The sequence below is a fragment of the Sphingobium chungbukense genome, assembly GCF_001005725.1.
Taxonomy (GTDB): domain Bacteria; phylum Pseudomonadota; class Alphaproteobacteria; order Sphingomonadales; family Sphingomonadaceae; genus Sphingobium; species Sphingobium chungbukense.
Genome location: NZ_LBIC01000001.1, coordinates 458,598 through 481,710, shown reverse-complemented (window position 1 = coordinate 481,710; position 23,113 = coordinate 458,598). Strand labels below are relative to the sequence as shown.

The window sequence follows — 23,113 nt, the reverse complement described above, 5'->3', positions numbered from 1 at the left end:
GGTCGAATGGGGAGCCTAACGTGCCGGTTTCGCCTGTCCAGCCCATGTCTTGCCCCATATGCGTGTTGCGCGTCTAAAACGCCTCGCTATGCTGCCCGCCGATCTATTGTCCTTCATGAGGCGCTCATGACCTTTTCCCCATTTTCCTGCCGGGTAGCCCTGATGTTGGGCCTGTCCTCGCTCACTCTCCTGCCGACCATGCCGGCGGTGGCGGCGCCGAAGGCGCCCGCGGCAACCGGCGTGGCCGCGCCCGCGCCGCTCTCCAGCCTGGTGGCGGCGGTGAACATTCCCTACGAGGAATTCACGCTGAAAAACGGCCTGCGCGTCATCGTTCACACCGACCGCAAGGCGCCGGTCGTCGGCGTATCGATCTGGTATCATGTCGGATCGCGCTTCGAACCGGCGGGCAAGACCGGGTTCGCCCATCTCTTCGAACATCTGATGTTCTATGGTTCGGAAAATGCCGACGGGCCGTTTTTCGGGCGGCTGGAGGATATCGGCGCGACCGACTGGAACGGCACGACCTGGTTCGATCGCACCAATTATTTCGAAACGGTGCCGACCGGCGCGCTCGACCGGGCGCTGTTCCTGGAATCCGACCGTATGGGCCATCTGCTGGGCGCGGTCACCCAGACCAAGCTCGATACCCAGCGCGGCGTCGTCCAGAACGAAAAGCGCATGGGCGAGAATGAGCCCTATGGCCTGGTCGAATATGCGCAGCTCGCCGCGATGCTGCCGGAGGGGCATCCCTATCGCCATTCGACCATCGGTTCGATGGCGGACCTCAACGCGGCCAGCCTGGCCGACGTGCAGACCTGGTTCAAGACGCATTACGGCCCTAACAACGCGGTGCTGGTGCTGGCGGGCGACATCGACGTGCCGACGGCGAAGGCGAAGGTGGAAAAGTGGTTCGGCAACATCCCTGCCGGCCCCGCACCCAAGGATGTGGATGCGACGGTCCCGACGCTGGGGCAGGATGTCGAAAAGGTGATGCACGACAATGTGGCGGCCACCCGGCTCTATCGCAACTGGATCGTGCCGGGCGTCAATTCCGACGATCTGACGCAACTCAATCTCGCGATGGCGGTATTTGGCGGCCTCAAATCCTCGCGGCTCGACAATATCCTCGTGCGGGACGAGAAGGTCGCCGTGGGGGTGAAGGCCAGCATCCAGCCCTTCGAGAAGCTCTCCATCGCCGAGATCACGGTCGATGTGAAGCCAGGGCAGGACCCGGTGGCCGTCGGCAAGCGGCTGGACCAGCTGCTTGCCGATTATCTCGCCAAGGGACCGAGCGCGGACGAGGTACAGCGCGCCGCGACGCAGCAGCTTTCCGGCACGATCGGCGGTCTGGAGAAGGTGGGCGGTTTCAGCGGCAAGGCGGTGACGCTGGCCGAGGGGGCGGTCTATTCCAATGATCCGGCGAAATATAAGCAGGACTTGGAGGCCGCCGCCGCCGCCACACCGCAGTCGGTGAGCGAGGCGGCGCGCAAATGGCTGTCGCGGCCGGTGTTCCGCCTGACCGTGGCGCCGGGCGAACGGTCGGCCGAGGATAATGCGCTGGCGGGCAATGCGACCCATCATCCGGCCTATTTCCGCGATCCCAAGAAGCCCGCGCCGGTTGCGGTGACCCCGCCGCCGCCCACCAAGATCGCCGAACCGGGGATCGAGCCGGTCAAGGATCTGGAATTCCCGGCCGTCGAGCATGCGACGCTCAAGAACGGCATTCCCGTCGTCTTCGCGCGCCGGGCGACGGTGCCGGTGGTGCGGGTGTCGGTGTCCTTCGATGCCGGCAATGCCGCCGACGACAAGGCGAAGCTGGGCACGGCGGGACTGACGACCGCACTGCTGGACGAAGGCACGACCACCCGCAGTTCGGTCCAGATCGCCGAAGAACAGGAACGGCTGGGCGCCTCGATCAGCGCGGGCAACGGCATGGATGCCACCAATGTGGGGCTCTATGCGCTGAAGCCCAATCTGGATGCGTCGCTGGGCCTGCTGGCCGACGTGATCCGTAATCCCGCCTTCGCGCCGACCGAGGTGGAGCGCCTGCGCGGGCAGGTGCTCACCCGCATCAAGGCGGAAAAGACCGAACCCATGCCGATCGCGCAGCGCCTGCTGCCGCCGCTGCTCTATGGTCAGGCGCATCCCTATGGCATTCCCTTCACCGGTTCCGGCACGGAAAGCGGGGTCAAGGCCGTGACGCGGGCTGATCTGGTCGCCTTCCATGACAAATGGCTGCGGCCCGACAATGCGACCATCTTCGTGACCGGCGACACCACCCTGGCCGACGTGATGCCGCTGCTCGAAAAGCGTTTCGGCGACTGGAAAGCGCCGAAGGTCGCCAAGGGCACCAAGCTGTTCCGCATGGACCGCATGATGCGGCCGTCGCGGATCATCCTGGTCGACAAGCCGCAAAGCCCGCAGTCGATGATCCTCGCCGGCCTGCTCACCAACAAGGCGGGCACCGACAATCCCGTGACTCTGATCACCGCCAATGAAGTATTGGGCGGCAGCTCGACCTCGCGCCTCATCATGGACCTGCGCGAGAGCAAGGGCTGGGCCTATTATGCCGGAACCGGGTTGCCGGGCGTCAAGGAAACGATCCCGCTGCTGGTCTATGCCCCGGTGCAGACCGACAAGACCGGCGAATCCATCGTCGCCGCGCGCAAGGATATCAGCGACTTCCTGACCGCCAAGGGCACGACCGAGGCGGAACGCAACCAGACGATCAACAGCCAGATATTGTCGCTGCCCGGCAGCTTCGAAACCTCCTCCGACCTGCTGGGCGCGATGATGCGCAACCGGATGCTGGGGCGGCCGGACGATTATTATGCCAGCCTGCCGGGCGTCTACCGCGCGATGACCGCCGCCGATCTCGACAAGGCGGCCCGGGAGGCGATCAATCCCGACCGGCTGATCTGGGTCGTCGTGGGCGACGCGAAACTCGTGAAACCACAGCTTGACGTCGTTGGCCTTCCGGTGGAAATGGGCACATTGGCCGATTGACGATTACGTAAAGGAGAAGTGCTATGGCGGCAGTGGACGGTGCCTATGATTGCGTGGCGAAGACGCCGATGGGCGACCAGAACGGTGTGTTGACCGTCATCAGTTCGGGCGACAGCTTCCATGGCACTTTTGCCGGCATGATGGGTTCGCTCGACGTGGCCGAGGGCAAGGTCGACGGCAACAAGCTGAGCTGGAAGATGAACATGACCATCCCCATGCCGATGACCCTCGAATGCGAGGCCGAGGTCAGCGGGGACAGCATCACCGGGACGATGCAGCTCGGCGCATTCGGTGCCGCGGGTTTTTCGGGTACGCGCCGGAACTGAATGGACGGCGAAGTTTAAACGGGCCGGGAACCGCGAAGTTCCCGGCCCTTTTTCGTGCCATCGAAAACCGGTCTGATGCGGTCGGGATGGGAATTGGGCGCGGATCGAAACGAATCTGTTGACCCAAGATATTAGTTAGCTATCTAAGAAAAATGTCCCCTTCGGAATTGAAACGCGCGCTGGCACATAAAATGCCGCAGGTGGCGCGTCAGTGGCGGCAGCTTGCCGATCTTGCGCTTGCCGAACTGGGCGTGTCGAACAGCGCGGGATGGTGTCTGATCTATCTCGACCGGCTGGGTCCGGATATGCGGCAGGCGGATCTGGCGGAAGAACTGGGCATCGCCCAGCCTTCGCTGGTGCGGACGCTGGACCAGTTGCAGGCCGCGGGACTTGTCGAGCGCGTGCCCAACCCGGATGATCGCCGTTCGAACCGAGTCGCCTTCACGCCGGAGGGGCAGGAACTCGTGGGACAGATCGAAGCCAGGCTGGATAATCTGCGGCGCGAGCTGCTCGACGGCGTCCCCGACGCCGCGATCGAGATTGCCGTCAACATGCTGAGCCTGCTGGAACGGCGTATGGGGGAACGGAGAGGACAGTCCTGATGGCTGGTCCGATATGAGCGCCATGATGATGCGAGCGCCGAGATGATCGCCTTTGGCGAGCGTATCGGCTGGCCCGCCGCGCTCTTTTCCCTGAAATGCTTCGCCGCGGCGATGCTGGCGCTCTTCGTCGCGCTCAGCATTGGGCTGGAGCGGCCCTATTGGGCGTTCCTCACCAGCTATATCGTGGCCCAGCCGCTTGCCGGGGCGGTGATTTCCAAGGCGGTGTTCCGCATCATCGGCACGATGGTCGGCGCGATCTTTTCGGTGGCGGTCGTCCCGCCGCTGGTCAACGCGCCGGAAATGCTGTCGCTCGCCATGGCGTTGTGGCTGGCCGTCTGCGTGTTCGTCTCCCTGCTCGACCGCACGCCGCGCTCCTATATGTTCGTGCTGGCGGGCTACAGCGCCTGCCTGATCGTCTTTCCCGACGTCGACACGCCGCAGACCATCTTCACCGTGGCCACGCTGCGCGTCCAGGAAATCACCATCGGCATATTGTGCGGCAGCCTTGTCCATGGTGTCGTTTTCCCCGGTTCCATCACCAATTTGCTGCTGGCGCGGGTGGAGGCGATGCTGCGCGACGCCGAACGCTGGTCGCATGACGCCATTGCGCTCGAACCGGTGGAAGGACTGGCGCAGGAGCGTCGTCGTCTGGCGCAGGACATTACCGAACTGCATCAGATGTCGGTGCATTTGCCCTTCGACATTTCCCGCCTCGCGCCGCGCGTCCGCACGGTGCGTGCGATGCAGGACCAGCTTTCCCTGTTGCTGCCATTGGGGGCCGCGGTGGAAGACCGGCTGGCGATGCTCAAGGCCGCGAATGACGGCATCGTGCCGCCGAAGGTCGCCGGGCTGATCGGCGATGCGCGCACCTGGATCGTGAACCCCGGCCATGAGATTGCGGCCCGCACCGTTGCGGCGGACGCCTTGATCGCGCGTTGCGCGGCCCTGGAGCCGGCGGCCCAGGCGGAAATGGGCTGGGCCGACATGATGCGTCTTAGCATGCTCGCGCGGCTGGCCGCCCTGATCGCGGCGCATCGCGATTGCCGTGATCTTTACGACCAGATGGTGACACACAGGCGCGAAGCTGTCAGCCCCCGCGTCGGCGAATTGCTGGAGGGGCGTCGCAGCCGCGAACTGCACAAGGATTATGCCAGGGCGGCGCGCGGTGCCTTCGGCGCCTTCGTCACCCTCGCCCTGGGATGCGCCCTGTGGATCGGCAGCGGCTGGCGGGACGGCGGCACGGCGGTGATGCTGGCGGGCGTGTTCCTCTCGCTTTTCGCCGCGTCCGACAATCCACTGGCGCCGCTCAAGGGCTTCATGATCGGTACCATCGCCGCTTCATTGCTGGGCGCGATCTACGGCTATGCGATCATGCCCCGGCTCGACGGATTTGCCCTGCTGGCGGCGGCCTACGCGCCAATGCTGCTGCTGCTGGGGACGATGATCGCGTCGCCGCGCTGGGCCGGCATCGCTGTGCCCACATTACTCGGGCTGGGCAGCCCGGTGCTGCTGTCGGATCGCTACAGGGATGCCTTTGCGCTTTACGCGAACGGCACCGTGGCGCAATTGGTCGGCCTCTGGTTCGCGATCATCATGACCGGGCTGTTGCAGTCGGCAGGCGTCGAAGGTGCGGTCCGGCGGACGATGCGCGCGGGTTGGAACGATATCGCCAATCGCGCCACGCTGATGACCCCGCCCGACGTGCGCGGCTGGATAAACCGGATGCTGGACCGCATTGCGTTGCTCGCGCCACGGCTGGCCGCTACGCGGTCGGACAGCGGGCGGCCGCTTTACGATGCGCTGCGCGACCTGCGAACCGGTGTCGCCATCGGCGAACTGCGGCAATTGCGGCTGGACCTGCCCGTGGGGGAAGCGACGCCGCTGGCCGAGGTGCTGACGGGCGTGGGCATGCATTATCGCGGGCTGGATCCCCACGCCCCCCAGCCCGCGCCGCCCGCCCTGCTGGACGCCATCGACCGGGCGATCGGCGACCTCTCGCGCAATCCCAGCGGCCTGATCCGGCGGGAGGCGGTCCTCGCGCTGGTCAGCCTGCGCCGCAACCTGTTCCCCGACAGCGAAGGCTATCGGAGGGTCGCTGCATGACCGGAGAAATTGCGTTGGGGGGCGTCTATGTACCGACCCTGTTGCTGCTGGCACTGGTCGCGCTGATCTTGAGCTGGGGCATAACCCGGCTGATCGGCGCCCTCGGCCTCTATCGTTTCCTTGCCTATCGGGCGGCGGTCGACCTCAGCATTTTCGTGCTGATGCTGGGTGCGCTCGCCATCCTCGTTCCCTCCCTTGGAATCCGTCTATGAACCGCCTTACCGCCATGCTGATCAGGAGTGCTGCCACCATCGTCATCGTCATTGCCGCCGTGCTGGTGGCGGTGTGGATGTGGAACCATTATGAACGCAGCCCCTGGACTCGTGACGGACGCGTGCGCGCCGATGTGGTTCGGGTGACCCCGGATATCGGCGGGCTCGTCACCTCCGTTGCGGTGCATGACAATCAGGCGGTGAAGGCGGGCGACCTGCTGTTCGTGATCGACCGGCCTCGCTATGCGCTGGCGCTGGAGCAGGCGGAGGCGCGGATCGCCAGCGCGAAGGCGACGTTGGGTCAGGCGCGGCGCGAGGCGACACGCGACGTCGCGCTGGGCGATCTGGTGGCGAAGGAAGCCCATGAGCAGAATGTCGCGCGCGTCGCGACGGCGGAGGCCGCGCTGGCCGAGGCGATGAGCGCGCGGGACGCCGCCGGGCTCAACCTCAAGCGGACCCAGGTGGTGGCGTCGGTCAACGGTGTGGTCACGAACCTGGACCTGCATCCGGGCGATTTCGTCGCGGCCGGGCAGCAGGCCATGGCGCTGGTCGACCGCGACAGCCTGCGGATCGAGGGCTATTTCGAGGAAACCAAGCTGCCGATCGTGTGCATCGGCGCACCGGTGACGGTGCGGTTGATGGGCGAGGAGCAGGACCTGCACGGGCGGGTCGACAGCATCGCCTACGGCATCAATGATTCGAGCCGGAGCGACAGCGGCAACCTGCTGCCGACGGTCGAGCCGACCTTTTCCTGGGTGCGCCTGGCCCAACGCATTCCGGTACGGGTCAAGCTGACCAAGGTGCCCCCGGAGGTGAAGCTGATCGCCGGGCGCACCGCCACGGTGACGATCGAACCGGCGAGGAAGGGCGCGAAGCCGGGGGCCTGCCGCCATGCGTAAGACGGTCGGGACGCCTGTGTTGGCGTTGGTTCTGGCCGCCTGTGCGACGGCGGGGCCGGACTACCGGCCACCGGAAAAGTCGGCGGCCACGGCTCCGGAGGCGCGGGGGGCTTTCCTCTCGGCTCAGGGCGCGGGCTTCAGCAATGCCGAACTGCCCGACCATTGGTGGCGGCTCTATGATGATTCCCGGCTGGATATGCTGGTCGAGCAGGCGCTGGCGGCCAATACCGACCTGCGCGTGGCCGACGCCAATCTGGCGGCGGCGGAAGCCGTGCTGCGCGAGGCGGAGGCAGGACGCACCATCGGCACGGCGGTCGGCGGCGGCGTGACGCTGGCGCGGCCTTCGGGCACGGGCGAGAACCTGCCGGGCGTGGTCGGCTACGATCTCGGCCTCAGCGCCTCTTATCCGCTCGACCTCAACGGCCGGATCAAGCGCGCGATCGAGGCGAGCACCGCCGATCTGGAAACGGTGGTGGCGGCGCGCGACTATGTCCGCGTCGGTGTCGCAGCGGCGACGGCCCGGGCCTATGCCCAGGTCTGTGCCGCCAATTATTCGCTGACCGTCAACCGCCGGGTGGTGGCCCTACAGCGCGAGACGCTCGATGCGACGCAGCGGCTGTTCAAGGGCGGGCGCGGCACGGCTTTCGACGTCAGTCGGGCGCGGGCGGCGGTCGACGCCAGCGCGGCGAGCCTGCCCGCTTTCGAGGCGCAGCGGCAGAACGGGCTATATCTGCTGGCGACTCTGCTCGGCCGCCCGCCCGCTGATTATCCGAAAGAAGTGGAGGATTGCGCGATCCTGCCCGTGCTGCACGCGCCTCTGCCGGCGGGCGATGGCGCGGCGCTGATCCGGCGGCGCCCCGACATCAGGCAGGCGGAACGCAGCATCGCGGCCGATACGGCCCGCGTCGGCGTGGCGACGGCGGATCTCTATCCGCAGATCAGCATCGGTGGATCGCTGGGGCTTGGCGGGCCGCTCAAGAGCTTCGGGTCCGGAACCAGCTTCGGCATGAGCCTGGGGCCGCTTCTGAGCTGGAGCTTCCCGAACCGGCCGGTCGTGAAGGCGCGGATCGCCCAGGCCGATGCGCAGGTGCAGGCCGATCTGGCGCATTTCGACGGAACCGTGCTGGAGGCGTTGCGGCAAACGGAGACGGCGCTGGAGATCTATCGCCGCCATGCCGAACAGGCGGCTGCACTCGACCGGGCGCGGGACAGCGCGGGCGTGTCGGCGGGGCAGGCGGGCAAGCTGTTCCGCTTCGGGCGCGGCGATTTCCTGTCCTTGCTGGATGCGCAGCGGTCGCTCGCCGGCGCGGAGGCCTCGGCGGCGGCGGCGCGGGTGCAACTGGTGCAGGATCAGATCGCCATCTTCCTCGCGCTTGGGGGCGGCTGGTCCTGAAAAGAAAAGCCCGCCGGTCCCTGGAGACCGGCGGGCGTGAAGTTGGTGCGACCCAAAAGCTTCACATGATCAATATTGGACCGTGACCGTCACCGCGCGGCGGTTCTGCGCCCAGGCCGATTCGTCGGACCCCAGGGCAGCCGGGCGTTCCTTGCCATAGCTGACGGTGGTGATGCGGGCGGCGTCTATGCCCAGCGAGGCGAGATAGTTTTTCGCGGCATTGGCGCGACGCTCACCCAGCGCGATGTTGTAGTCGCGGGTGCCGCGCTCGTCGCAATGGCCTTCGATGGTCACGCGGACATTGGGGTTCTGCTGCAACCAGGCGGCCTGGCTTTGCAGGATCTGCTGGTCCTGCGCGTCGACATCATATTGGTCGGTGCCGAACAGGATGCGGTCAGACGAGACCGAAGCGACGAAATCTTCCTGGCTGCCCTTGACCGGGCCGGAAGGCGTGGCCGGACCCGTGGTCTGCGTGGAGGTGTCGGCGGGCGGCGGCGGCAATTCCTTCGGCGCCTTCTTGGAGCAGGCGGCAAGCGCCACAATGGCGGTAGCCACCAGCAGGGTACGGGAAAGTTTCATCGGGTTGCTCCTCAACACATGTTCTAAAGTCGTTACGTAATCGGGACGATTCGGTTCCGATACAATGTAGATCAGGGCAATAATGGACCCCAGGCCGGATCGGAACCGCTGAGCGGCGTCGGGATCCGCCGCTCGTTCACGCCGGTCAGGTCGACCTGCCACACCTGGCTGTTGCCGTCGCGGCCCGGCGTGGTGCGGAAATATTGCAGCACGCGGCCATTGGGCGACCAACTCGGCTGCTCGTCCTGCCAGCCATTGGTCAGGATGCGCTCATTGTCGCCCGTGGGCGTCATCACCGCGATCTTGAAATCGCCCGAAATCTTGGTGAAGGCGATCAGGTCGCCGCGCGGGCTCCATTCGGGCGTCGCATAGCGGCCGCCACCATGGCTGATCCGGCGCTGGCCCGATCCATCGGCGTTCATCACATAGATTTGCTGGCTGCCCGACCGGTCGCTTTCGAACACGATCTGGCGGCCGTCGGGCGAATAGCTGCCGCCCACGTCGATGCCCGGCGCGGTGGTCAGGCGGACCGGCGCGCCGCCGTCGGCCGCTACGCGATAGATATCGGTATTGCCCGCGATCGCCATGGAGAAGAGGATGTTGCGGCCATCGGGCGACCAGCGCGGTGCGAAGGTCGGGTTGCTGCTTTCCGTCACCAGCCGCTGCCGTCCGGTGCCGATGTCGTAGATATAGATGCGCACCCGGTTGTTCAGGTAGCTCACATAGACGATCGACTTGTAATCCGGCGAGAAACGCGGGGTCAGCGCGATCGACTGGCCGTTGGTGATGAAGCGGTGGTTGGCGCCATCCGAATCCATGATGGCCAGGCGCTTCGTACGGTTCCCCTTGGGGCCGCTTTCCGCGATATAGGCGATGCGGCTGTCGAAGAAGGGGCTTTCGCCCGACAGGCGCGCATAGATGGCGTCGGCGCATTTATGCGCGGCCCGGCGCCAGTCGCGCGGGGCGACGACATAGCCCTGCCGCGTCAATTCCTGCTTCAGCGCCACGTCGTAGAGATAGCAGCCGACGGTGATATCCGCTTCGCCCCCGGTCGTGCGCACGAAGCCCTGCACCAGCGCCTGATAGGCGCCCCATTTGTCATAGGCCGGGCTGGTGACTTCGGGAAAGGCGATGGTCGGGATGCCGCTGGGGCCGGAGGGATCGAACAGGCCCGACCCCTTGAGGTCGGCGGCGATCACCTCGGCGATCTTGCGCCCCAGTTCGCTCGAGGAACCGGCCGGAGTGGATACCTCGGCCTGTGCCGGAAGCGCCGGAACGACGATCTTGAGGTTGGAGGAGGATTCGTCCGTCACATCGACGCTGAGCTGCGCCAGTGAGGTGGGCGCGAACGCCAGCAGCAGCAGCGCCCCCAGCGCAGCCCCCAGTTTTCCTGTCCTGAAGGGTCGGGTCATTGCGATAGCCTCTTGTCGAAGGAGATGCGGAGGGATTTCCAGCCGTCATAGAGATCGGGTGGAAGCTTGAAGGGCGCGGCCAGGCGGATCGCCTTGACCGCGAGTTCCTGGTGCAGCGTCACCTGCGTCCGGTTGCTGGCGGTGATGCCGGTGGTGTTGACGACCTGCGGTTGCCCCGCGAGCGAGCCGTCGCGGGAAAGCTGCACGTCGACGAAGGTGCGGAGCTGCTCGATGTCCGCCCCGCTGGGCGATTTCCAATAGGGTTTGAGCTGACGGCGGATTTCCGCGTCCAGCGCGGCCTTCTGCGCCGGACCCATGGCGGCGGCGGGCGGCGGCGCGGGCTTGCGCGGCGCGTCGTCCTCCGTGTTGATGCCCTTGAGGAAATCCCTGCCGAGCAGCGAGCCTTTCGGCTTTTCGGCCTTGCCCTGGCCCGACGCGCGGGCGGGGCGGCGGGCTGCGGCCTGGTCGCGGGCTTTTGCGATGCCTTGGCCGGAGCGGCGGCGTCGGGGCGGGGTTTTTCCGGGGCCGCTTTGGGCTTGGCGGGGGCCGGCTTTTCAGCCGCCGGTTGCGGCTTCGGTTTGGCGGCCGGCACGTCCTTCTTCGGCGGTGCGGGGGCCGCTTTGGGCGGCGCAGGCTTTGCCACCGGCTTGGGCGGCGCGGCTTTGGGCGCGGGCGGTGCCGGGGTGGGCTCGGGCCGGGGCGCCGGTTCGGGCTCAGGCGCGGGCGCCGCATCCTCGGTCGGGCCTTGGTCCGGCGCGACGCTGGGCGGCGGAGGTTGGTTCGAAACCTGCGGCGCCATGGATTTCAACGCCACCTCGTCCACCAGGCTGACGTCCATCGGCGGGGAGTTGAGTTTCAACGGATTGGGGGTGGCGAGGAAACCGGACGACAGCAGGCCGAACAGCAGGACATGTCCCGCCGTTGCCACCCCCAGGCCGATTTTCTCCGCACGATCCATAGCCAAGACCTATGGTCCCTATTCTGAACCGCGGCTTGCGCCGCCGTCTTCGGTGCCGGTGCTGACCAGCGCGACCTTGTTCAGGCCCGCCCGGTTCAGCTCACCCATGACCAGCATCACCCGCCCATAGTCGAGCCCCTTGTCGGCGCGCAGGAAGATCTGCGGCGGTTCTTCCTTGCCGGCATGGGCGGACATGATCTCTGCCAGGCGGCCGGGCAGCTCGGCATCGCTGATCTGCGCATCGTCGATGAAGACGCCGCCATCACGGTCGATCGAAACCACCGTCGGCTTCTGGTCCTGGTCCAGCCCCTTGGCGCGGGTTTCGGGCAGGTTCACCGGCACACCCGTCACCAGCAGCGGCGCCGTCACCATGAAGATGATCAGCAGCACCAGCATGACGTCGACCAGCGGCGTGACATTGATGTCCGCCATGGGCGCGCGATGACGGCCCCGGCGGCTGGAGGGCGGTCCGGACATGGCCATTATAACCGCCCCTCCGTCATCCCAGCGGAAGCTGGGATCTCAGGCCGGATAGGGCTGCGCTTGAGGCACGAGATCCCAGCTTCCGCTGGGATGACGATGTTGTGGGACAACATCGTCACCGCTGCGCCTCCAACTCCCGGCTCAGCGTCGAATAGAAACCGTCGGCAAAGCGCGTCAGCCCGGATTCCATGCGATTGATGCCATGGCTGAAGCGGTTATAGGCAATCACCGCCGGGATCGCCGCGAACAGGCCGATGGCGGTGGCGAACAATGCCTCGGCAATGCCCGGCGCCACGACCGCGAGCGAGCTGTTCTGCTCCGCTGCGATGCTGGTGAAGGCCCGCATGATCCCCCAAACCGTGCCGAACAGCCCGACGAACGGCGCGACCGATCCGATGGTGGCCAGGATGTTCAGCCGGTCCGACAGCCGGTCGACCTCCGCGCCGATGGTGCTGGTCATGGCGGTGGACAGGCGGTCGCGCGTTCCGTCGCGGTCGATCACCTTCTGCGCGGTCGAGCGGCGCCATTCGGTGACGCCTGCGGCCATCACCTTGGCGGCGGGGAATTCCGCCTTGCCGCGCGCTTCGTAGAAGCGGTCGATATCCTCCGCCTTCCAGAAATCCTGTTCGAAGGCGCGGCTCTGCCGGCTCGCCTTGCGCAGCGTGAAGCTGAAACCGATGATCATCGCCCAGGTCCAGATGCTGGCCAGCAGCAGGCCCAGCATCACCACCTTCACGACGATGTCGGCCTGAAGAAACAGGGCCAGCGGCGAAATGGTGGCGGCTTGCGCGGCATTGCCGACTGCAAGGCCAACGTCGGGCATCGAAAGGCTCATGGGTTGATGTCTTCCCCTCTCATCAAGCGGCTGAAAATGTCGATCCAGGGCTTTGGTTGCCGGCGCGGGCGGCCCTGGGGTGTCAGAAAGGCGACGGAAACATCGCCCTGCGTCAGTATTTCCCCATCGCGCATGACCGTCTGATGAATGGAACATGAAGCGGCGCCGACTTTCGTGACGCGGCTCACCACCATCAGGTCATCATCCAGCCGAGCGGGGCGGCTATAATGGAGCTGGAGGTCGGTGACGGCATAGACGCCCTCGCCGTCCTCCAGATTGCCGCGCTGGTCGATCCCCGCGACGCGCAGCATGTCCGACCGCGCCCGCTCCATATAGCGCAGATAATTGGCGTGGTAGACGAGGCCGGACAGATCGGTATCCTCGAAATAGACGCGCAGCGGGAAATGATGCACGGCGGCGATGAACCTTCCGGTCGCCGGCGCGGGCAGCAGGTCTGAAACGGACATGCCGGGGCTTTTAACCATCAAGCAGGCACGGCGCAAAGCCGGAAATTACGGAAAGATCAGCACTCCGCCGACCGTCCGGGGCTTTCCGTCCGCTTTCATCCGTCTGGAAGCTCTGGCGGCCTGCCTGTCATGGCGTTACGGGGACTGGCAAGACCGACAAAGGCCGATTCAGTGCAGAAAGGTTCGAGGAATGACAGATATCCGAACGGTGGGAGTGATCGGCGCAGGCCAGATGGGCGCGGGCATCGCGCAGGTGGCGGCGCAGGCAGGCTATGAGGTGATCCTGTCCGACGTCGACCTGCCGCGCGCGCAAAAGGGCCGCGACGGCATCATCCGCCTGCTGGCCAAGGCGGTGGAAAAGGGCAAGCTGGCACAGGCCGACGCCGACGCCGCCATCGCCCGGATCACGCCGGTGGGCGAAGTCGCGCCGCTGGCCGCCTGCCAGTTGGTGATCGAAGCCGCGACCGAGCGGGAAGAGATCAAGCGCGCCATTTTCGCCAATGTCGGCGCCTTGCTGGGGCAGGACGCGATCCTGGCGTCGAACACCTCCTCCATCCCGATCACTCGGCTGGCGCAGGCGGCGCCCGATGCCAGCCGCTTCGTGGGCGTGCATTTCTTCAATCCGGTGCCGGTGATGGCGCTGGTCGAGGTCATTCGCGGCCTCGCCACCAGCGCGGAAACGGTGAGCGCGGTCGAAGCCTTCGCCGCCAGCCTCGGCAAGCAGGTGGTGCATGCCTTCGACGCGCCGGGCTTCGTGGTGAACCGTATCCTGCTGCCGATGCTCAACGAGGCGATCTTCGCCCTGGGTGAGGGCGTGGGCAGCGTCGTCGACATCGACAAGGGCGTGATGCTGGGCCTCAACCATCCCATGGGCCCGCTGACCCTGGCGGATTTCGTGGGTCTCGATACCTGCCTGGAAATCTGCAAGGTGCTTCAGGGGACGACCGGCGATCCGAAATATCGCCCCGCGCCGCTGCTGGTCAAATATGTCGAGGCGGGCTGGCTGGGCCGCAAGACCGGCAAGGGCTTCTACGACTATTCGGGCGCGGAGCCGGTTCCGACGCGATAGGAGGGGAGACGCTCTCCCTCTGCGCCCCGGATCAAGTCCGGGGTGGCGGAGGTGGGATGGGATCGGGGCCTTACCCCGCACTCAATCCATGCTTCTTCATGCAGTGGCGAAGCTGGTCATAGCTTAGCCCCAATCCCTTGGCGGTTGCGCGCTGGTTGTAGCGATAGCGCTCCAGCGCGGCCCGCACGATCGCCGCCTCATGCGCGTCGACGGCGGATTTGAGGTCGCTGATGATCTCGAAACTGATGGCGGGCGCAGCGGCGGGTGGCGCGCTTGCCATTCCTGCGACAGGCGCGGTCGCCATCAACGGCCTGGGTTTCCAAGGCGAGGCGAAGGGATCGAACATGATCGCGGCGATCGGCCGCGCCGGTTCGTTCCAGCGATAGACGGCCCGCTCCACCACATTGCGCAGTTCGCGCACATTGCCGGGCCAGTCATGCGCTTCCAGTTCGGCCATGCAGGCGGCCGAAAAGCCCGGCCATTGCGGCCAGCCGATCTCCGCTCCCATACGCCGCCCGAAATGGTCGGCAAGCACCGGGACATCCCCTTCCCGCGCTCGCAGCGGCGGCAGGGTGATGACCTCGAAACTCAGCCGGTCGAGCAGGTCGGGCCGGAACCGTCCGGCATCGGCGGCGGCAGGCAGATCCTCATTGGTGGCCGCGACGATCCGGACGTCCACCATGATCGGCTTCGACGCGCCGATCCGCGTCACCTCGCCATATTCGATCACGCGGAGCAGCCGTTCCTGCGCGGCCATGGATAATGTGCCCAGCTCGTCCAGGAACAGCGTGCCGCCATCCGCCTCCTCGAACCGCCCGGCCCTCGCCCGTGCCGCCCCGGTGAAGGCACCCTGCTCATGGCCGAACAATTCCGCCTCGATCAGCGTTTCCGGCAGCGCCGCGCAATTCATGATGATCAGCGGACCGTCCCAGCGCGGCGACAGGCGGTGGAGGCGTTCGGCGATCAGTTCCTTGCCCGTCCCGCGTTCCCCGATCACCAGGACCGGTCGGTTCAGCTCGGCGGCCCGCCCCGCCTGTTCGACCGCGTCCAGAAAGGCCAGCGATTGACCGACGAACTGGGTATTTTTCTCCATTCGCCAACTTATGGTGAAATTTCCCACCTTTCGGCAAGCGTTATTCTTGGACGCGTGTAAAAAACCTCGAAATTCCGCCATTTCCTGAAATTGGCACGGCTTCTGCAAGGTCGGATGGCGAAGCCGCTGACAGATCAAGCGGCACATATTTGAAGGCCAGGGTTCAGGAGTATAACATGGAAAAGCAAAGCAGCAGCGTTCGCGAAATCGGCCAGTTCCTGTCCGTCGCCATCGTCTCCGTCCTGTTCGGATCGACCTTGATCCTTTCGGCGGTCGGCCCGGCCCGTGCCAGCGAAGGGCCCATGCTCGCGAACCATGATTGCCCCGCGGTCCAGCATTATCTGGCGTAAGGCCGCCTCACAGTTCGTACCAGGAGTGAAGTTCAAATGGGTATTTTCTCCCGCACCCGCGACATCATCGCCGCCAATGTCACCGACCTGCTCGATCGGGCGGAAGACCCGGCGAAGATGATCCGCATGATCATCCTCGAAATGGAGGAGACTCTGGTAGAGGTGCGCGCGTCCGCCGCCCGCACCATCGCCGACCAGAAGGAAATGCGGCGTCACATCGCCAAGCTTCAGGGCTTGCAGGATAGCTGGACCGAAAAGGCCCAGCTCGCACTCAGCAAGGAGCGTGAGGATCTGGCCAAGGCCGCTTTGCTCGAAAAGCAGAAGGCGGCCGACATGGCGGAGCAGCTTTCCCATGAGATCGAAGTGCTGGATGAATCGCTGCGCGCCTCGGAAGAGGATATCGCCAAGCTCCAGGCCAAGCTGCGCGAGGCCCGTGCCCGCCAGAACAGCCTTGTGACCCGGATGGAAAGCGCCCAGAATCGCCTCCGCGTCCGTGAAGCCTATGCCGGCGAGAAGGTGAACGACGCCTTCGCCCGCTTCGAGATGCTGGAGCGCCGCGTCGACATGGCCGAAGGCCGCGCCGATGCCGCCGGCCTTGGCCAGCAGCCCAAGACGCTGGAGGAAGAGATTGCCGAGCTGCGGAGCAGCGACAAGGTCGATGCCGAACTCGCCGCCCTCAAGGCCCAAATGGGCGGGGCCAGCATGCAGAAGGGAGAATGACGCATGGAGGACGTGTTCCTGCCCATCATGATCTGCGGCATGCTGTTCATCGGCATGCCCTGGCTGATCTTCCACTATGTCACCAAGTGGAAACAGGCCCCCAAGATCACCGATGAGGATGAGCGGCTGCTGGACGAACTGCATTTGCTCGCCCGGCGGCTGGAGGAGCGGCTTCAGACGGTCGAACGGATCGTCGCCGCCGACAATCCCGATTTCCGCCCCGCCCGTCCGTCGCAGGACGATGGTTATGATTTTGACCGGAGAAACTGAGATGGCTGCCCGTCGCACCAAATTCTATCTCGACAAGCAGAACGGCAAATGGATGGGCGTATGCGCCGGTATTGCCGACTATACGGGGATCGACGTGCTGTGGGTCCGGGTCGGTGCCGTGCTGGTGACGCTGATGGGGGCCTTCCCCTGGACGCTGATCGCCTATTTCGTGGTTGCCTATTTTGCCGAGAACAAGCCGGTGGGCCTCTATGCCGACCGCGATGACGAGAAATTCTGGCAGGGCGTGCGCACCAATCCGGCGCGCTCCACCCGCGATGTCCGGTCGAAGTTCCGTGACATCGACCGCCGCCTGGCCGACATCGAAACCTATTATACCAGCCGCAACACCCGCCTGGCCGACGAGATCGACAGCCTGCGCTGAGCGGCAAGGGGAACGCCGTTCATCGAACCGATAGCGGCGCCGGTCGAAACCAGGCTGCGCGCTTTCATGAAAACGAAAAGCTGAAAGGCGCCGGATCGGTTGTCGCCCCAGGGTTGCCACCCTGGGCGTGCCGAGACGGAGCAAGGGAGACAGACAGATGAATCCGTTCGAAATGGTCGTCGCCATCGTCGCGATCACCGCCATCGCCAGCGTCGTGCGTGCCAAATATGGCGTCGTACGCCGGCACAAGGGCGAGGACTTCATCCAGCGCGGTCCCGATCCGGAAGCGGAACGGCTGCGGGCGGAGGTGAAGGCGCTCAAGGATCGCGTCGCCGTGCTGGAACGGCTGGCGACCGACAGTTCCACCGCGCTGGAACGGGAATTCGACAAGCTCAGGGACCGCGACTGACGCGGCCTGAAGGAAACATGCCTTAGGGAGGACAATATGCAGGACCCCCTTATCACTCTGACATTGGCGGTGGTGGGTTTGTCGGGACTCGTCATCGTCGCCATGACCGCCCTGCGTGGCTGGAACGGCTGGCTGGACCTGAAGCGCGCGGAACTGGCGCGGCGGACGGACGAAGCCGCGCCGCCATCGGCCGCGACGCGGATCGAGGTCGCGGACCTCAAGGAACGCATCCGCAAGCTGGAGGCGATCGCCGCGGGCGTCGATCTGTAATGCTTTTCAGGAGGAAAAGCGGCTTTCGTCTGCCGCTTTTCCTCCTATATGGCGGCTATGACCGATCATGCCGCCCTTGCCGATCTTTACGAGGAATATGAATTTCTCGATGCCGACGACCGCTATCGGTTGCTGATCGATCTGGGCCGGGCGCTGGAACCGATGCCCGACGCGCTCAAGACCGATGCGACGCTGGTGCGGGGCTGTTCCGCGGCGGTGTGGGTCTATCCCATGGTGCTGGAAGCTCAGTCTCACGCTGGGCCGAAGCTCCATTTCCTGGCGGACAGCAATGCGGCGATCACCAAGGGAATCATCGCGCTGGTTCTGCTGACGGTGCAAGACCGGGCGCCCGCCGCGATCGCCGCGACCGACATTGAAGCCGCGCTTGCGCCCTTCGATCTGCGCAACCAGCTCAGCTCCAACCGGACGCAGGGCATTCCCAACATGATCGCGCTGATCCGGGAAACCGCCGCACGTTACCGCTGAGCCAAGGGAAACAGGCCCGCGCTGGCGCGTTCTCTTCCCGTAATGATGACGGGACAGGAGAGAAGAGATGCGAACCCTTTGGGCACTGGCTGCCGTAGGGCTGATCGTTGCCTGCTCCTCGCCGGAGGACAAGGCGCCGACCCAGCGCGACCAGATCGGGCAGGTCTGGAAATATGAAGGCGGAACGGGCGCAAAGGCGAAGGTCGCCTATATCGGCAGCGCCAACACGGTCCAGACCATGACGGCGGGCGACACTTTCGCCGTGCTGCTGGTCCAGCCTATGGAAAAGGGCCAGGCCGACGTCACGGTGAAGCTGGTGGGTGCCCCCTTCACCTGCGACCTGTCCGACTGCCGCGTCACCGCAACGACGCAGGACGGCAAGACCCATGAATGGAAAGGGCGGATGACCGACAATAAGGACGGCATCGAACTGCTGCCCGCGGCCAAGGCCTATGATGCGATCAAGGACAATAAGACCATCAAGGTGAATCTGGTGGTGGGACCGAAGGACAAGAGCTTTCCGTTCCAGTTCAACGTCGCGGGACTGGATCTGAAGAGCTGAACCGTCATCCCGGCGTAAGCTGGCATGACGGTCATATCCTTCATTCCTGCAAGGACACGCCCGGGCTGCGCGGATCGGCGCCGCCGACCCAATGGCCGTCCGCCTGCCGTTCGGCCGCATTGGCCTTCAGCCCGAAACGGCTGATCGACACCTTATGGCCGAGTTTTTCCAGCGGCGCCTTCATCGCCTCCAATGACGTGCCCTGTTCCAGCACCAGCCCGTCCTTGTCGAAGAATTCGAACCCCAGCGCGATCGAATCCTGCGCCGACAGACCCCAGTCGAAATGCGCGATCAGTGCCTTGGCGACCTGCATGATGATGGTCTTCCCCCCCGCCGCGCCGACGGTGAAGATCGGAGTCCCCGCCGCGTCATAGACGATGGTGGGCGACATGGACGACAGCGGCCGCTTGCCGGGCTCGACCCGGTTGGCGACCGGCGCGCCGTCCTTTTCGGGGGTGAAGCTGAAATCGGTCAGTTCATTGTTCAGGATCACGCCGTTGGCGATAAGCTGGCTGCCGAAGAAGCTTTCGATGGTGGATGTCCAGGCGGCGATGTCGCCATGGCGGTCCACCGCGACGAAATGGCTGGTGCCCGATTCCGGCTGGGGCAGGGCGGCGGTCCGCTTTGCCGCGCCGGGGGTGTGCCGGGCCGGTAGTCGTTGAGTGCCTTGCCCATGCTGATCAGTGCCGACCGCCGCTTCAGATAAGCGGGATCGATCATCCCGGCGATCGGCACGGCGACGAACTCGGGGTCGCCCAGATAGGTTTCGCGATCCGCATAGGCGAGGCGCATCGCCTCCCCGATGACGTGCCAGGACCGGGGATCATCCTTGCCCCATTGCGCCAGCGGGAAGCGTTCGACCATGCCCAGCACTTGCAAAACGGTGATCCCGCCTGCCGAAGCCGGTCCCATGCCGCAGACCGTATAGATGCGATAAGGGCCGCAGACCGGCTTGCGCGCCTTGGCCTGGTAGCCGGCAAGATCGGCCTCCGTCATCGGCACCGGGTTCTTCGGGGCTTGGGTGACGGTTTCGGCGATGATCCTGGCGTTTTCGCCCCGATAGAAGGCGTCCGGCCCCTCCGCCGCGATTCGCTTGAACAATGCGGCCAGCGGCGGATTCTTGAGGATCGTTCCCATCGGCGCGGGCTTGCCGTCGATCCAGAAATATTGCCGGATTTCGGGAAAATCGGCCCAGATCGGCTCCAGCGCCTTCATCGCCGTGTCGAGCCGCTGGCGCACCTCGAACCCCTGTTCGGCAAAGCGGATGGCGGGCTGGAACAACTCGGCCCAGGGCAGCTTGCCCCATTTGCGATGGGCCTCCCAGGCCAGCCGCAGATTGCCGGGCACGCCGACCGAATAGCCGCCCGGCCAAGCCTTGAGGAAGGGGAGGGGCTGGCCGTCCGCCCCCATGAAGCGATCCGGCCGTGCCGCTGCGGGAGCGGTTTCGCGTCCATCGATCGACTCCAGCACGCCGGTCTGCCCGTCATGGTGCATCAGGAAGCCACCGCCGCCTATGCCGCTATTATGCGGCTCGACGACGTTGAGCGTCAGCATCATGGCGATGGCGGCGTCGGTGGCGCTGCCGCCCTTGCGCAAGATTTCCTGCCCCGCTTCGGCGGCGCGGGGATCGGCGGCCGAAACCGTGGCGTTGACCGACACCGGTTCCCGCGCGGCGAGCGGGGTGGGGAGGAGAGGGCAAAGGGCGAAGGCAGCCAGCAGGCCGGAAAGGCGAGAAATCATGTCCGGCACCCTAATCGCTGCGTTGCGTCCTGCAACCCATAGGACGGATCAGGCGTCGATACCCACTATCTCGCCGATATTCTTCACCCCGTCGCGCGCCATCAGCATCTTCAGCCCCGCATTGATTCGCTTGGCAAGATAAGGCCCCTCATAGACCAGCGCGCTGTAGAGCTGGATCAGGCTCGCTCCCGCGCGGATGCGGGCATAGGCCTGTTCCGCATTGGCGATCCCGCCCACCCCGATCAACGGCAGGCGCGTGCCCAGCGCCCGGCGGAAGTCGCGCAGCCGTTGCAGTGCCATGTCGTGCAGCGGCGCGCCCGACAGGCCGCCCGCCTCGCCGGCGTGGGGCGAATGCAGCGAGGGCCGGGAAATGGTGGTGTTGGAGACGATCAGCGCGTCGATCCGATGGTCGATGCAGGCCGCCGCGATATCCTCGACATCGGCCGGTTCCAGGTCCGGCGCCACCTTCAGGAAAATCGGCGTCTTGCCGCTCCCCCGCGCCGCCATCACCGCGCCCAGCAACTGGTCGAGCGCAGCCCGGTCCTGCAAGGCGCGCAGGCCCGGCGTATTGGGGGAGGAGATGTTGACCGTCAGATAATCGGCCAGCGGTGCCATGCAGGTGACGCCCGTGGCGTAATCCGCGATTCGGTCCGCCGCGTCCTTGTTCGCGCCGATATTGATGCCGATGATCGGGCCGCCGGGGCGCTTCCGCTTGGCGATCCGTTCCGCCGCGGCGGCCTGGCCGCCATTGTTGAAGCCCATGCGGTTGATGACCGCGCGATCTTCCACCAGCCGGAACAGACGGGGCAGGGCATTTCCCGGCTGCGGCAAGGGGGTCAGCGTCCCCAACTCGGAAAAGCCGAAGCCCAGCCCGTGCATCTTGTGCGCGACCAGCCCTTCCTTGTCATAGCCCGCCGCCAGCCCCACCGGATTGGGAAAGGCGATTCCCGCCACCGTCTGCGCCAGCGCCGAATCGGGTGCGAGCGGCGCGGGAGTCGGCATCAGCCGGAGCAGCCTGATCGACAGATGATGGGCCCGTTCGGCTTCCAGCGCGAAGAAAAGTGGTCGGATAAGGCGGTATGGCATGGCGGCGCTATGCCAGTGCCGGCGGCCGGCGTCGAGTCACTGTTGCGCCGCGGCAACAGTAGATAAGGATCGACATTTCTTAACAAGATTCATTGGGATTCGTCCCGTTTTGGTCCGGCTAATGTCCGATCCATCCAATAAAATTTCCCCGATTCGGACGTAAGAGAGTCCTGCGACCCGAAGGCTCTAGGCCCATGGCCGACGAGACCTTTTACTGACCCGGTGGTGAAAATCGCCGGGTCATTTTTTTGGTTCGTCCTCCCGAACCGCCCGGAAAGCGATATTCCGTTAAGTATAGCGCTTGCGCCGTGGCTATAATGGCGCATAGTGCGGCTCGGGGTGAAATATGCGGTCGCATGATGGCGCAGCGTCCGGGGGGACGCCGAATATCAGGGCAAGAGACGATCAACTGCCGTTGTCTTATACCGTCGATGCGGCGCAGGGACCGGTCCGGTTGCGATATTTTGCGCTGCCTGAACAATTGAACGCCTATTTTGGCTCCTTCTATGTGTTTAGCGAAACGGCCGATCATTATTCGGATGTGACACGGGCGGATGTTCCGCAACTTCGCTTCATGCTGGACGGCAGCGGCCATTATCATTTCCATGACGGAACGACGGCGCCCACTCCCGAGATATGCCTGCTGGGGCCGACGCTGGGCGCAACCCGGTTCGAACTGAACAGTCCGGGCCGCGTGGTCGGCATTTCCCTGCTGCCCGCGGGATGGATCGCTCTGCATGGGGGCGATGCCAGCGGCCTCACCGATCGCGTGCAGGATATGGGCCATCAGCCGGGCTATCGCGAACTGCTTGAAAGGCTGCGCGCGGCCGAAGATGCGGAGGCCATGGCCGCCCTGTGCTGGGATTTTCTCGCGGAACGGCTGGTTGCGCTGCCCGAATCGACGTGGCGGTTGCTGGAGGCGGTCGACGGCTGGCTGATGGGGGAGGGGTCTCCCCGAATCGAAACCCTGGCCGACCTCACGGACCTCTCGCCGCGTCAACTCGCGCGCCTGACCAACAAATATTATGGCTGCCCGCCCAAGCTGCTGGCGCGCAAATATCGGGCGCTCCGGTGCAGCGCGCGGATCGCCCTCGACCATGAAAGCTGGCAGGCCCTGTGCGAGGATGGGCGTTTTTACGACCAGTCGCATTTCATCCGGGAGATCAAGCATTTCATCGGGCTGACTCCGCACCAGTTGCAGACCGAACCGACCGCCGTGGCCCAGCTTACCTTGCTGCGCCGCTCACTGGGCGGGGATGTGGCGGTCATCAACCGTTTCAGTTGAGCGCCGGCAACCCGGCCACGTCACCGAATAAAAATGCCTTGATTCAGCAGCCGTGCGGGACCACATGCGCAATCGGATTGATTCGATCCGATTTGAGAATGGTTCGCAAAGACGTA

At 65.2% G+C, this 23,113-nt stretch carries 24 protein-coding genes and 2 pseudogenes; 17 read left to right on the top strand and 9 right to left on the bottom strand.

The window, feature by feature from the left end; genetic code table 11:
• The first annotated feature begins 126 nt into the window (after positions 1-126).
• From YP76_RS02410 to YP76_RS02380, 7 genes are all read left to right on the top strand, one after another.
• On the top strand, positions 127-3,006 hold the full coding sequence (locus tag YP76_RS02410) for a M16 family metallopeptidase (protein WP_046762003.1): 2,880 nt from the start codon (positions 127-129) through the stop codon (positions 3,004-3,006).
• Positions 3,007-3,029: 23 nt separating this feature from the next.
• Positions 3,030-3,332, top strand: coding sequence for a hypothetical protein (locus tag YP76_RS02405; protein ID WP_046762002.1), 303 nt, complete (start codon positions 3,030-3,032; stop codon positions 3,330-3,332).
• A 152-nt stretch (positions 3,333-3,484) separates the two neighbouring features.
• Complete coding sequence (locus tag YP76_RS02400) at positions 3,485-3,934, top strand: MarR family winged helix-turn-helix transcriptional regulator (protein WP_046762001.1); 450 nt, start codon at positions 3,485-3,487, stop codon at positions 3,932-3,934.
• A 42-nt stretch (positions 3,935-3,976) separates the two neighbouring features.
• Entirely contained in the window at positions 3,977-6,037 is a 2,061-nt protein-coding gene (locus YP76_RS02395) for an FUSC family protein (protein WP_046762000.1), read from the top strand.
• Positions 6,034-6,249, top strand: a complete 216-nt coding sequence (locus YP76_RS02390) for a DUF1656 domain-containing protein (protein WP_046761999.1) — start codon at positions 6,034-6,036, stop codon at positions 6,247-6,249. Before YP76_RS02395 ends, YP76_RS02390 begins: the two co-directional genes overlap by 4 nt.
• A complete protein-coding gene (locus YP76_RS02385; protein WP_046761998.1) occupies positions 6,246-7,148 on the top strand; it encodes an efflux RND transporter periplasmic adaptor subunit in 903 nt (300 codons plus the stop codon). Before YP76_RS02390 ends, YP76_RS02385 begins: the two co-directional genes overlap by 4 nt.
• Entirely contained in the window at positions 7,141-8,541 is a 1,401-nt protein-coding gene (locus YP76_RS02380; protein ID WP_046761997.1) for an efflux transporter outer membrane subunit, read from the top strand. The genes YP76_RS02385 and YP76_RS02380 overlap by 8 nt, the downstream gene beginning before the upstream one ends.
• Positions 8,542-8,610: 69 nt before the next feature.
• On the opposite strand, the gene pal is transcribed toward YP76_RS02380, so the two are convergent.
• The 6 genes and pseudogenes from pal to YP76_RS02350 form a co-directional block, all read right to left on the bottom strand.
• Positions 8,611-9,120: a peptidoglycan-associated lipoprotein Pal gene (gene pal, locus YP76_RS02375; RefSeq protein WP_046761996.1), complete on the bottom strand. Its 510-nt coding sequence runs from the start codon at positions 9,118-9,120 to the stop codon at positions 8,611-8,613.
• 71 nt (positions 9,121-9,191) lie between these two features.
• Positions 9,192-10,532, bottom strand: coding sequence for a Tol-Pal system beta propeller repeat protein TolB (gene tolB / locus YP76_RS02370; protein WP_046761995.1), 1,341 nt, complete (start codon positions 10,530-10,532; stop codon positions 9,192-9,194).
• A pseudogene (locus YP76_RS02365) lies at positions 10,529-11,490 on the bottom strand (cell envelope biogenesis protein TolA). Before YP76_RS02365 ends, tolB begins: the two are co-directional and overlap by 4 nt.
• Before the next feature lie 18 nt (positions 11,491-11,508).
• A complete protein-coding gene (gene tolR / locus YP76_RS02360) occupies positions 11,509-11,973 on the bottom strand; it encodes a protein TolR (RefSeq protein WP_046761994.1) in 465 nt (154 codons plus the stop codon).
• A gap of 115 nt (positions 11,974-12,088) precedes the next feature.
• Complete coding sequence (tolQ, locus tag YP76_RS02355; RefSeq protein WP_046761993.1) at positions 12,089-12,808, bottom strand: protein TolQ; 720 nt, start codon at positions 12,806-12,808, stop codon at positions 12,089-12,091.
• Positions 12,805-13,275 carry a YbgC/FadM family acyl-CoA thioesterase gene (locus YP76_RS02350; protein ID WP_046761992.1) on the bottom strand — a complete coding sequence of 157 codons (471 nt, stop codon included), beginning with the start codon at positions 13,273-13,275 and terminating at the stop codon, positions 12,805-12,807. The genes tolQ and YP76_RS02350 overlap by 4 nt, the downstream gene beginning before the upstream one ends.
• Positions 13,276-13,465: 190 nt before the next feature.
• On the opposite strand from YP76_RS02350, the gene YP76_RS02345 reads away from it, so the two are divergent.
• The gene (locus YP76_RS02345; protein WP_046761991.1) at positions 13,466-14,344 is read left to right on the top strand and encodes a 3-hydroxybutyryl-CoA dehydrogenase; all 879 of its coding nucleotides are present in this window, start codon (positions 13,466-13,468) and stop codon (positions 14,342-14,344) included.
• A gap of 70 nt (positions 14,345-14,414) precedes the next feature.
• Here the strand turns inward: YP76_RS02345 and pspF are convergent, their stop codons facing one another.
• Complete coding sequence (gene pspF / locus YP76_RS02340; RefSeq protein WP_046761990.1) at positions 14,415-15,437, bottom strand: phage shock protein operon transcriptional activator; 1,023 nt, start codon at positions 15,435-15,437, stop codon at positions 14,415-14,417.
• A 176-nt stretch (positions 15,438-15,613) separates the two neighbouring features.
• On the opposite strand from pspF, the gene YP76_RS28110 reads away from it, so the two are divergent.
• The 8 genes from YP76_RS28110 to YP76_RS02305 all read left to right on the top strand — a co-directional run bounded on the left by YP76_RS28110 (position 15,614) and on the right by YP76_RS02305 (position 18,886).
• Positions 15,614-15,787, top strand: coding sequence for a hypothetical protein (locus YP76_RS28110; protein WP_197707377.1), 174 nt, complete (start codon positions 15,614-15,616; stop codon positions 15,785-15,787).
• Between the two features lie 36 nt (positions 15,788-15,823).
• Complete coding sequence (pspA, locus tag YP76_RS02335; RefSeq protein WP_046761989.1) at positions 15,824-16,507, top strand: phage shock protein PspA; 684 nt, start codon at positions 15,824-15,826, stop codon at positions 16,505-16,507.
• Between the two features lie 3 nt (positions 16,508-16,510).
• Positions 16,511-16,777 carry an envelope stress response membrane protein PspB gene (gene pspB / locus YP76_RS02330; RefSeq protein ID WP_046761988.1) on the top strand — a complete coding sequence of 89 codons (267 nt, stop codon included), beginning with the start codon at positions 16,511-16,513 and terminating at the stop codon, positions 16,775-16,777.
• Between the two features lies 1 nt (position 16,778).
• Entirely contained in the window at positions 16,779-17,159 is a 381-nt protein-coding gene (gene pspC, locus YP76_RS02325) for an envelope stress response membrane protein PspC (RefSeq protein ID WP_046761987.1), read from the top strand.
• 157 nt (positions 17,160-17,316) lie between these two features.
• Positions 17,317-17,568: a hypothetical protein gene (locus YP76_RS02320; protein WP_046761986.1), complete on the top strand. Its 252-nt coding sequence runs from the start codon at positions 17,317-17,319 to the stop codon at positions 17,566-17,568.
• 36 nt (positions 17,569-17,604) lie between these two features.
• Positions 17,605-17,838, top strand: coding sequence for a hypothetical protein (locus tag YP76_RS02315; protein ID WP_046761985.1), 234 nt, complete (start codon positions 17,605-17,607; stop codon positions 17,836-17,838).
• Between the two features lie 48 nt (positions 17,839-17,886).
• Positions 17,887-18,324 carry a SufE family protein gene (locus tag YP76_RS02310; RefSeq protein ID WP_046761984.1) on the top strand — a complete coding sequence of 146 codons (438 nt, stop codon included), beginning with the start codon at positions 17,887-17,889 and terminating at the stop codon, positions 18,322-18,324.
• A gap of 67 nt (positions 18,325-18,391) precedes the next feature.
• Positions 18,392-18,886: a hypothetical protein gene (locus YP76_RS02305; protein ID WP_046761983.1), complete on the top strand. Its 495-nt coding sequence runs from the start codon at positions 18,392-18,394 to the stop codon at positions 18,884-18,886.
• Positions 18,887-18,926: 40 nt separating this feature from the next.
• Here YP76_RS02305 and ggt read toward each other — a convergent pair.
• Both ggt and YP76_RS02295 read right to left on the bottom strand, forming a co-directional pair.
• A pseudogene (gene ggt / locus YP76_RS02300) lies at positions 18,927-20,626 on the bottom strand (gamma-glutamyltransferase).
• A gap of 48 nt (positions 20,627-20,674) precedes the next feature.
• Complete coding sequence (locus YP76_RS02295; protein WP_046761982.1) at positions 20,675-21,712, bottom strand: quinone-dependent dihydroorotate dehydrogenase; 1,038 nt, start codon at positions 21,710-21,712, stop codon at positions 20,675-20,677.
• Between the two features lie 454 nt (positions 21,713-22,166).
• Between YP76_RS02295 and YP76_RS02290 the strand changes: the two genes are divergently transcribed.
• Entirely contained in the window at positions 22,167-22,997 is an 831-nt protein-coding gene (locus YP76_RS02290) for a helix-turn-helix domain-containing protein (protein ID WP_084733045.1), read from the top strand.
• Positions 22,998-23,113: the final 116 nt, after the last annotated feature.

Excerpts from the sequence above, each read along its gene's own strand:
- YP76_RS02410 (WP_046762003.1), top strand. The coding sequence starts at position 127 with ATGACCTTTTCCCCATTTTCCTGCCGGGTAGCCCTGATGTTGGGCCTG.
- YP76_RS02405 (WP_046762002.1), top strand. The coding sequence starts at position 3,030 with ATGGCGGCAGTGGACGGTGCCTATGATTGCGTGGCGAAGACGCCGATG.
- YP76_RS02400 (WP_046762001.1), top strand. The coding sequence starts at position 3,485 with ATGTCCCCTTCGGAATTGAAACGCGCGCTGGCACATAAAATGCCGCAG.
- YP76_RS02395 (WP_046762000.1), top strand. The coding sequence starts at position 3,977 with ATGATCGCCTTTGGCGAGCGTATCGGCTGGCCCGCCGCGCTCTTTTCC.
- YP76_RS02390 (WP_046761999.1), top strand. The coding sequence starts at position 6,034 with ATGACCGGAGAAATTGCGTTGGGGGGCGTCTATGTACCGACCCTGTTG.
- YP76_RS02385 (WP_046761998.1), top strand. The coding sequence starts at position 6,246 with ATGAACCGCCTTACCGCCATGCTGATCAGGAGTGCTGCCACCATCGTC.
- YP76_RS02380 (WP_046761997.1), top strand. The coding sequence starts at position 7,141 with ATGCGTAAGACGGTCGGGACGCCTGTGTTGGCGTTGGTTCTGGCCGCC.
- pal (WP_046761996.1), bottom strand. The coding sequence starts at position 9,120 with ATGAAACTTTCCCGTACCCTGCTGGTGGCTACCGCCATTGTGGCGCTT.
- tolB (WP_046761995.1), bottom strand. The coding sequence starts at position 10,532 with ATGACCCGACCCTTCAGGACAGGAAAACTGGGGGCTGCGCTGGGGGCG.
- tolR (WP_046761994.1), bottom strand. The coding sequence starts at position 11,973 with ATGGCCATGTCCGGACCGCCCTCCAGCCGCCGGGGCCGTCATCGCGCG.
- tolQ (WP_046761993.1), bottom strand. The coding sequence starts at position 12,808 with ATGAGCCTTTCGATGCCCGACGTTGGCCTTGCAGTCGGCAATGCCGCG.
- YP76_RS02350 (WP_046761992.1), bottom strand. The coding sequence starts at position 13,275 with ATGTCCGTTTCAGACCTGCTGCCCGCGCCGGCGACCGGAAGGTTCATC.
- YP76_RS02345 (WP_046761991.1), top strand. The coding sequence starts at position 13,466 with ATGACAGATATCCGAACGGTGGGAGTGATCGGCGCAGGCCAGATGGGC.
- pspF (WP_046761990.1), bottom strand. The coding sequence starts at position 15,437 with ATGGAGAAAAATACCCAGTTCGTCGGTCAATCGCTGGCCTTTCTGGAC.
- YP76_RS28110 (WP_197707377.1), top strand. The coding sequence starts at position 15,614 with ATGGAAAAGCAAAGCAGCAGCGTTCGCGAAATCGGCCAGTTCCTGTCC.
- pspA (WP_046761989.1), top strand. The coding sequence starts at position 15,824 with ATGGGTATTTTCTCCCGCACCCGCGACATCATCGCCGCCAATGTCACC.
- pspB (WP_046761988.1), top strand. The coding sequence starts at position 16,511 with ATGGAGGACGTGTTCCTGCCCATCATGATCTGCGGCATGCTGTTCATC.
- pspC (WP_046761987.1), top strand. The coding sequence starts at position 16,779 with ATGGCTGCCCGTCGCACCAAATTCTATCTCGACAAGCAGAACGGCAAA.
- YP76_RS02320 (WP_046761986.1), top strand. The coding sequence starts at position 17,317 with ATGAATCCGTTCGAAATGGTCGTCGCCATCGTCGCGATCACCGCCATC.
- YP76_RS02315 (WP_046761985.1), top strand. The coding sequence starts at position 17,605 with ATGCAGGACCCCCTTATCACTCTGACATTGGCGGTGGTGGGTTTGTCG.
- YP76_RS02310 (WP_046761984.1), top strand. The coding sequence starts at position 17,887 with ATGGCGGCTATGACCGATCATGCCGCCCTTGCCGATCTTTACGAGGAA.
- YP76_RS02305 (WP_046761983.1), top strand. The coding sequence starts at position 18,392 with ATGCGAACCCTTTGGGCACTGGCTGCCGTAGGGCTGATCGTTGCCTGC.
- YP76_RS02295 (WP_046761982.1), bottom strand. The coding sequence starts at position 21,712 with ATGCCATACCGCCTTATCCGACCACTTTTCTTCGCGCTGGAAGCCGAA.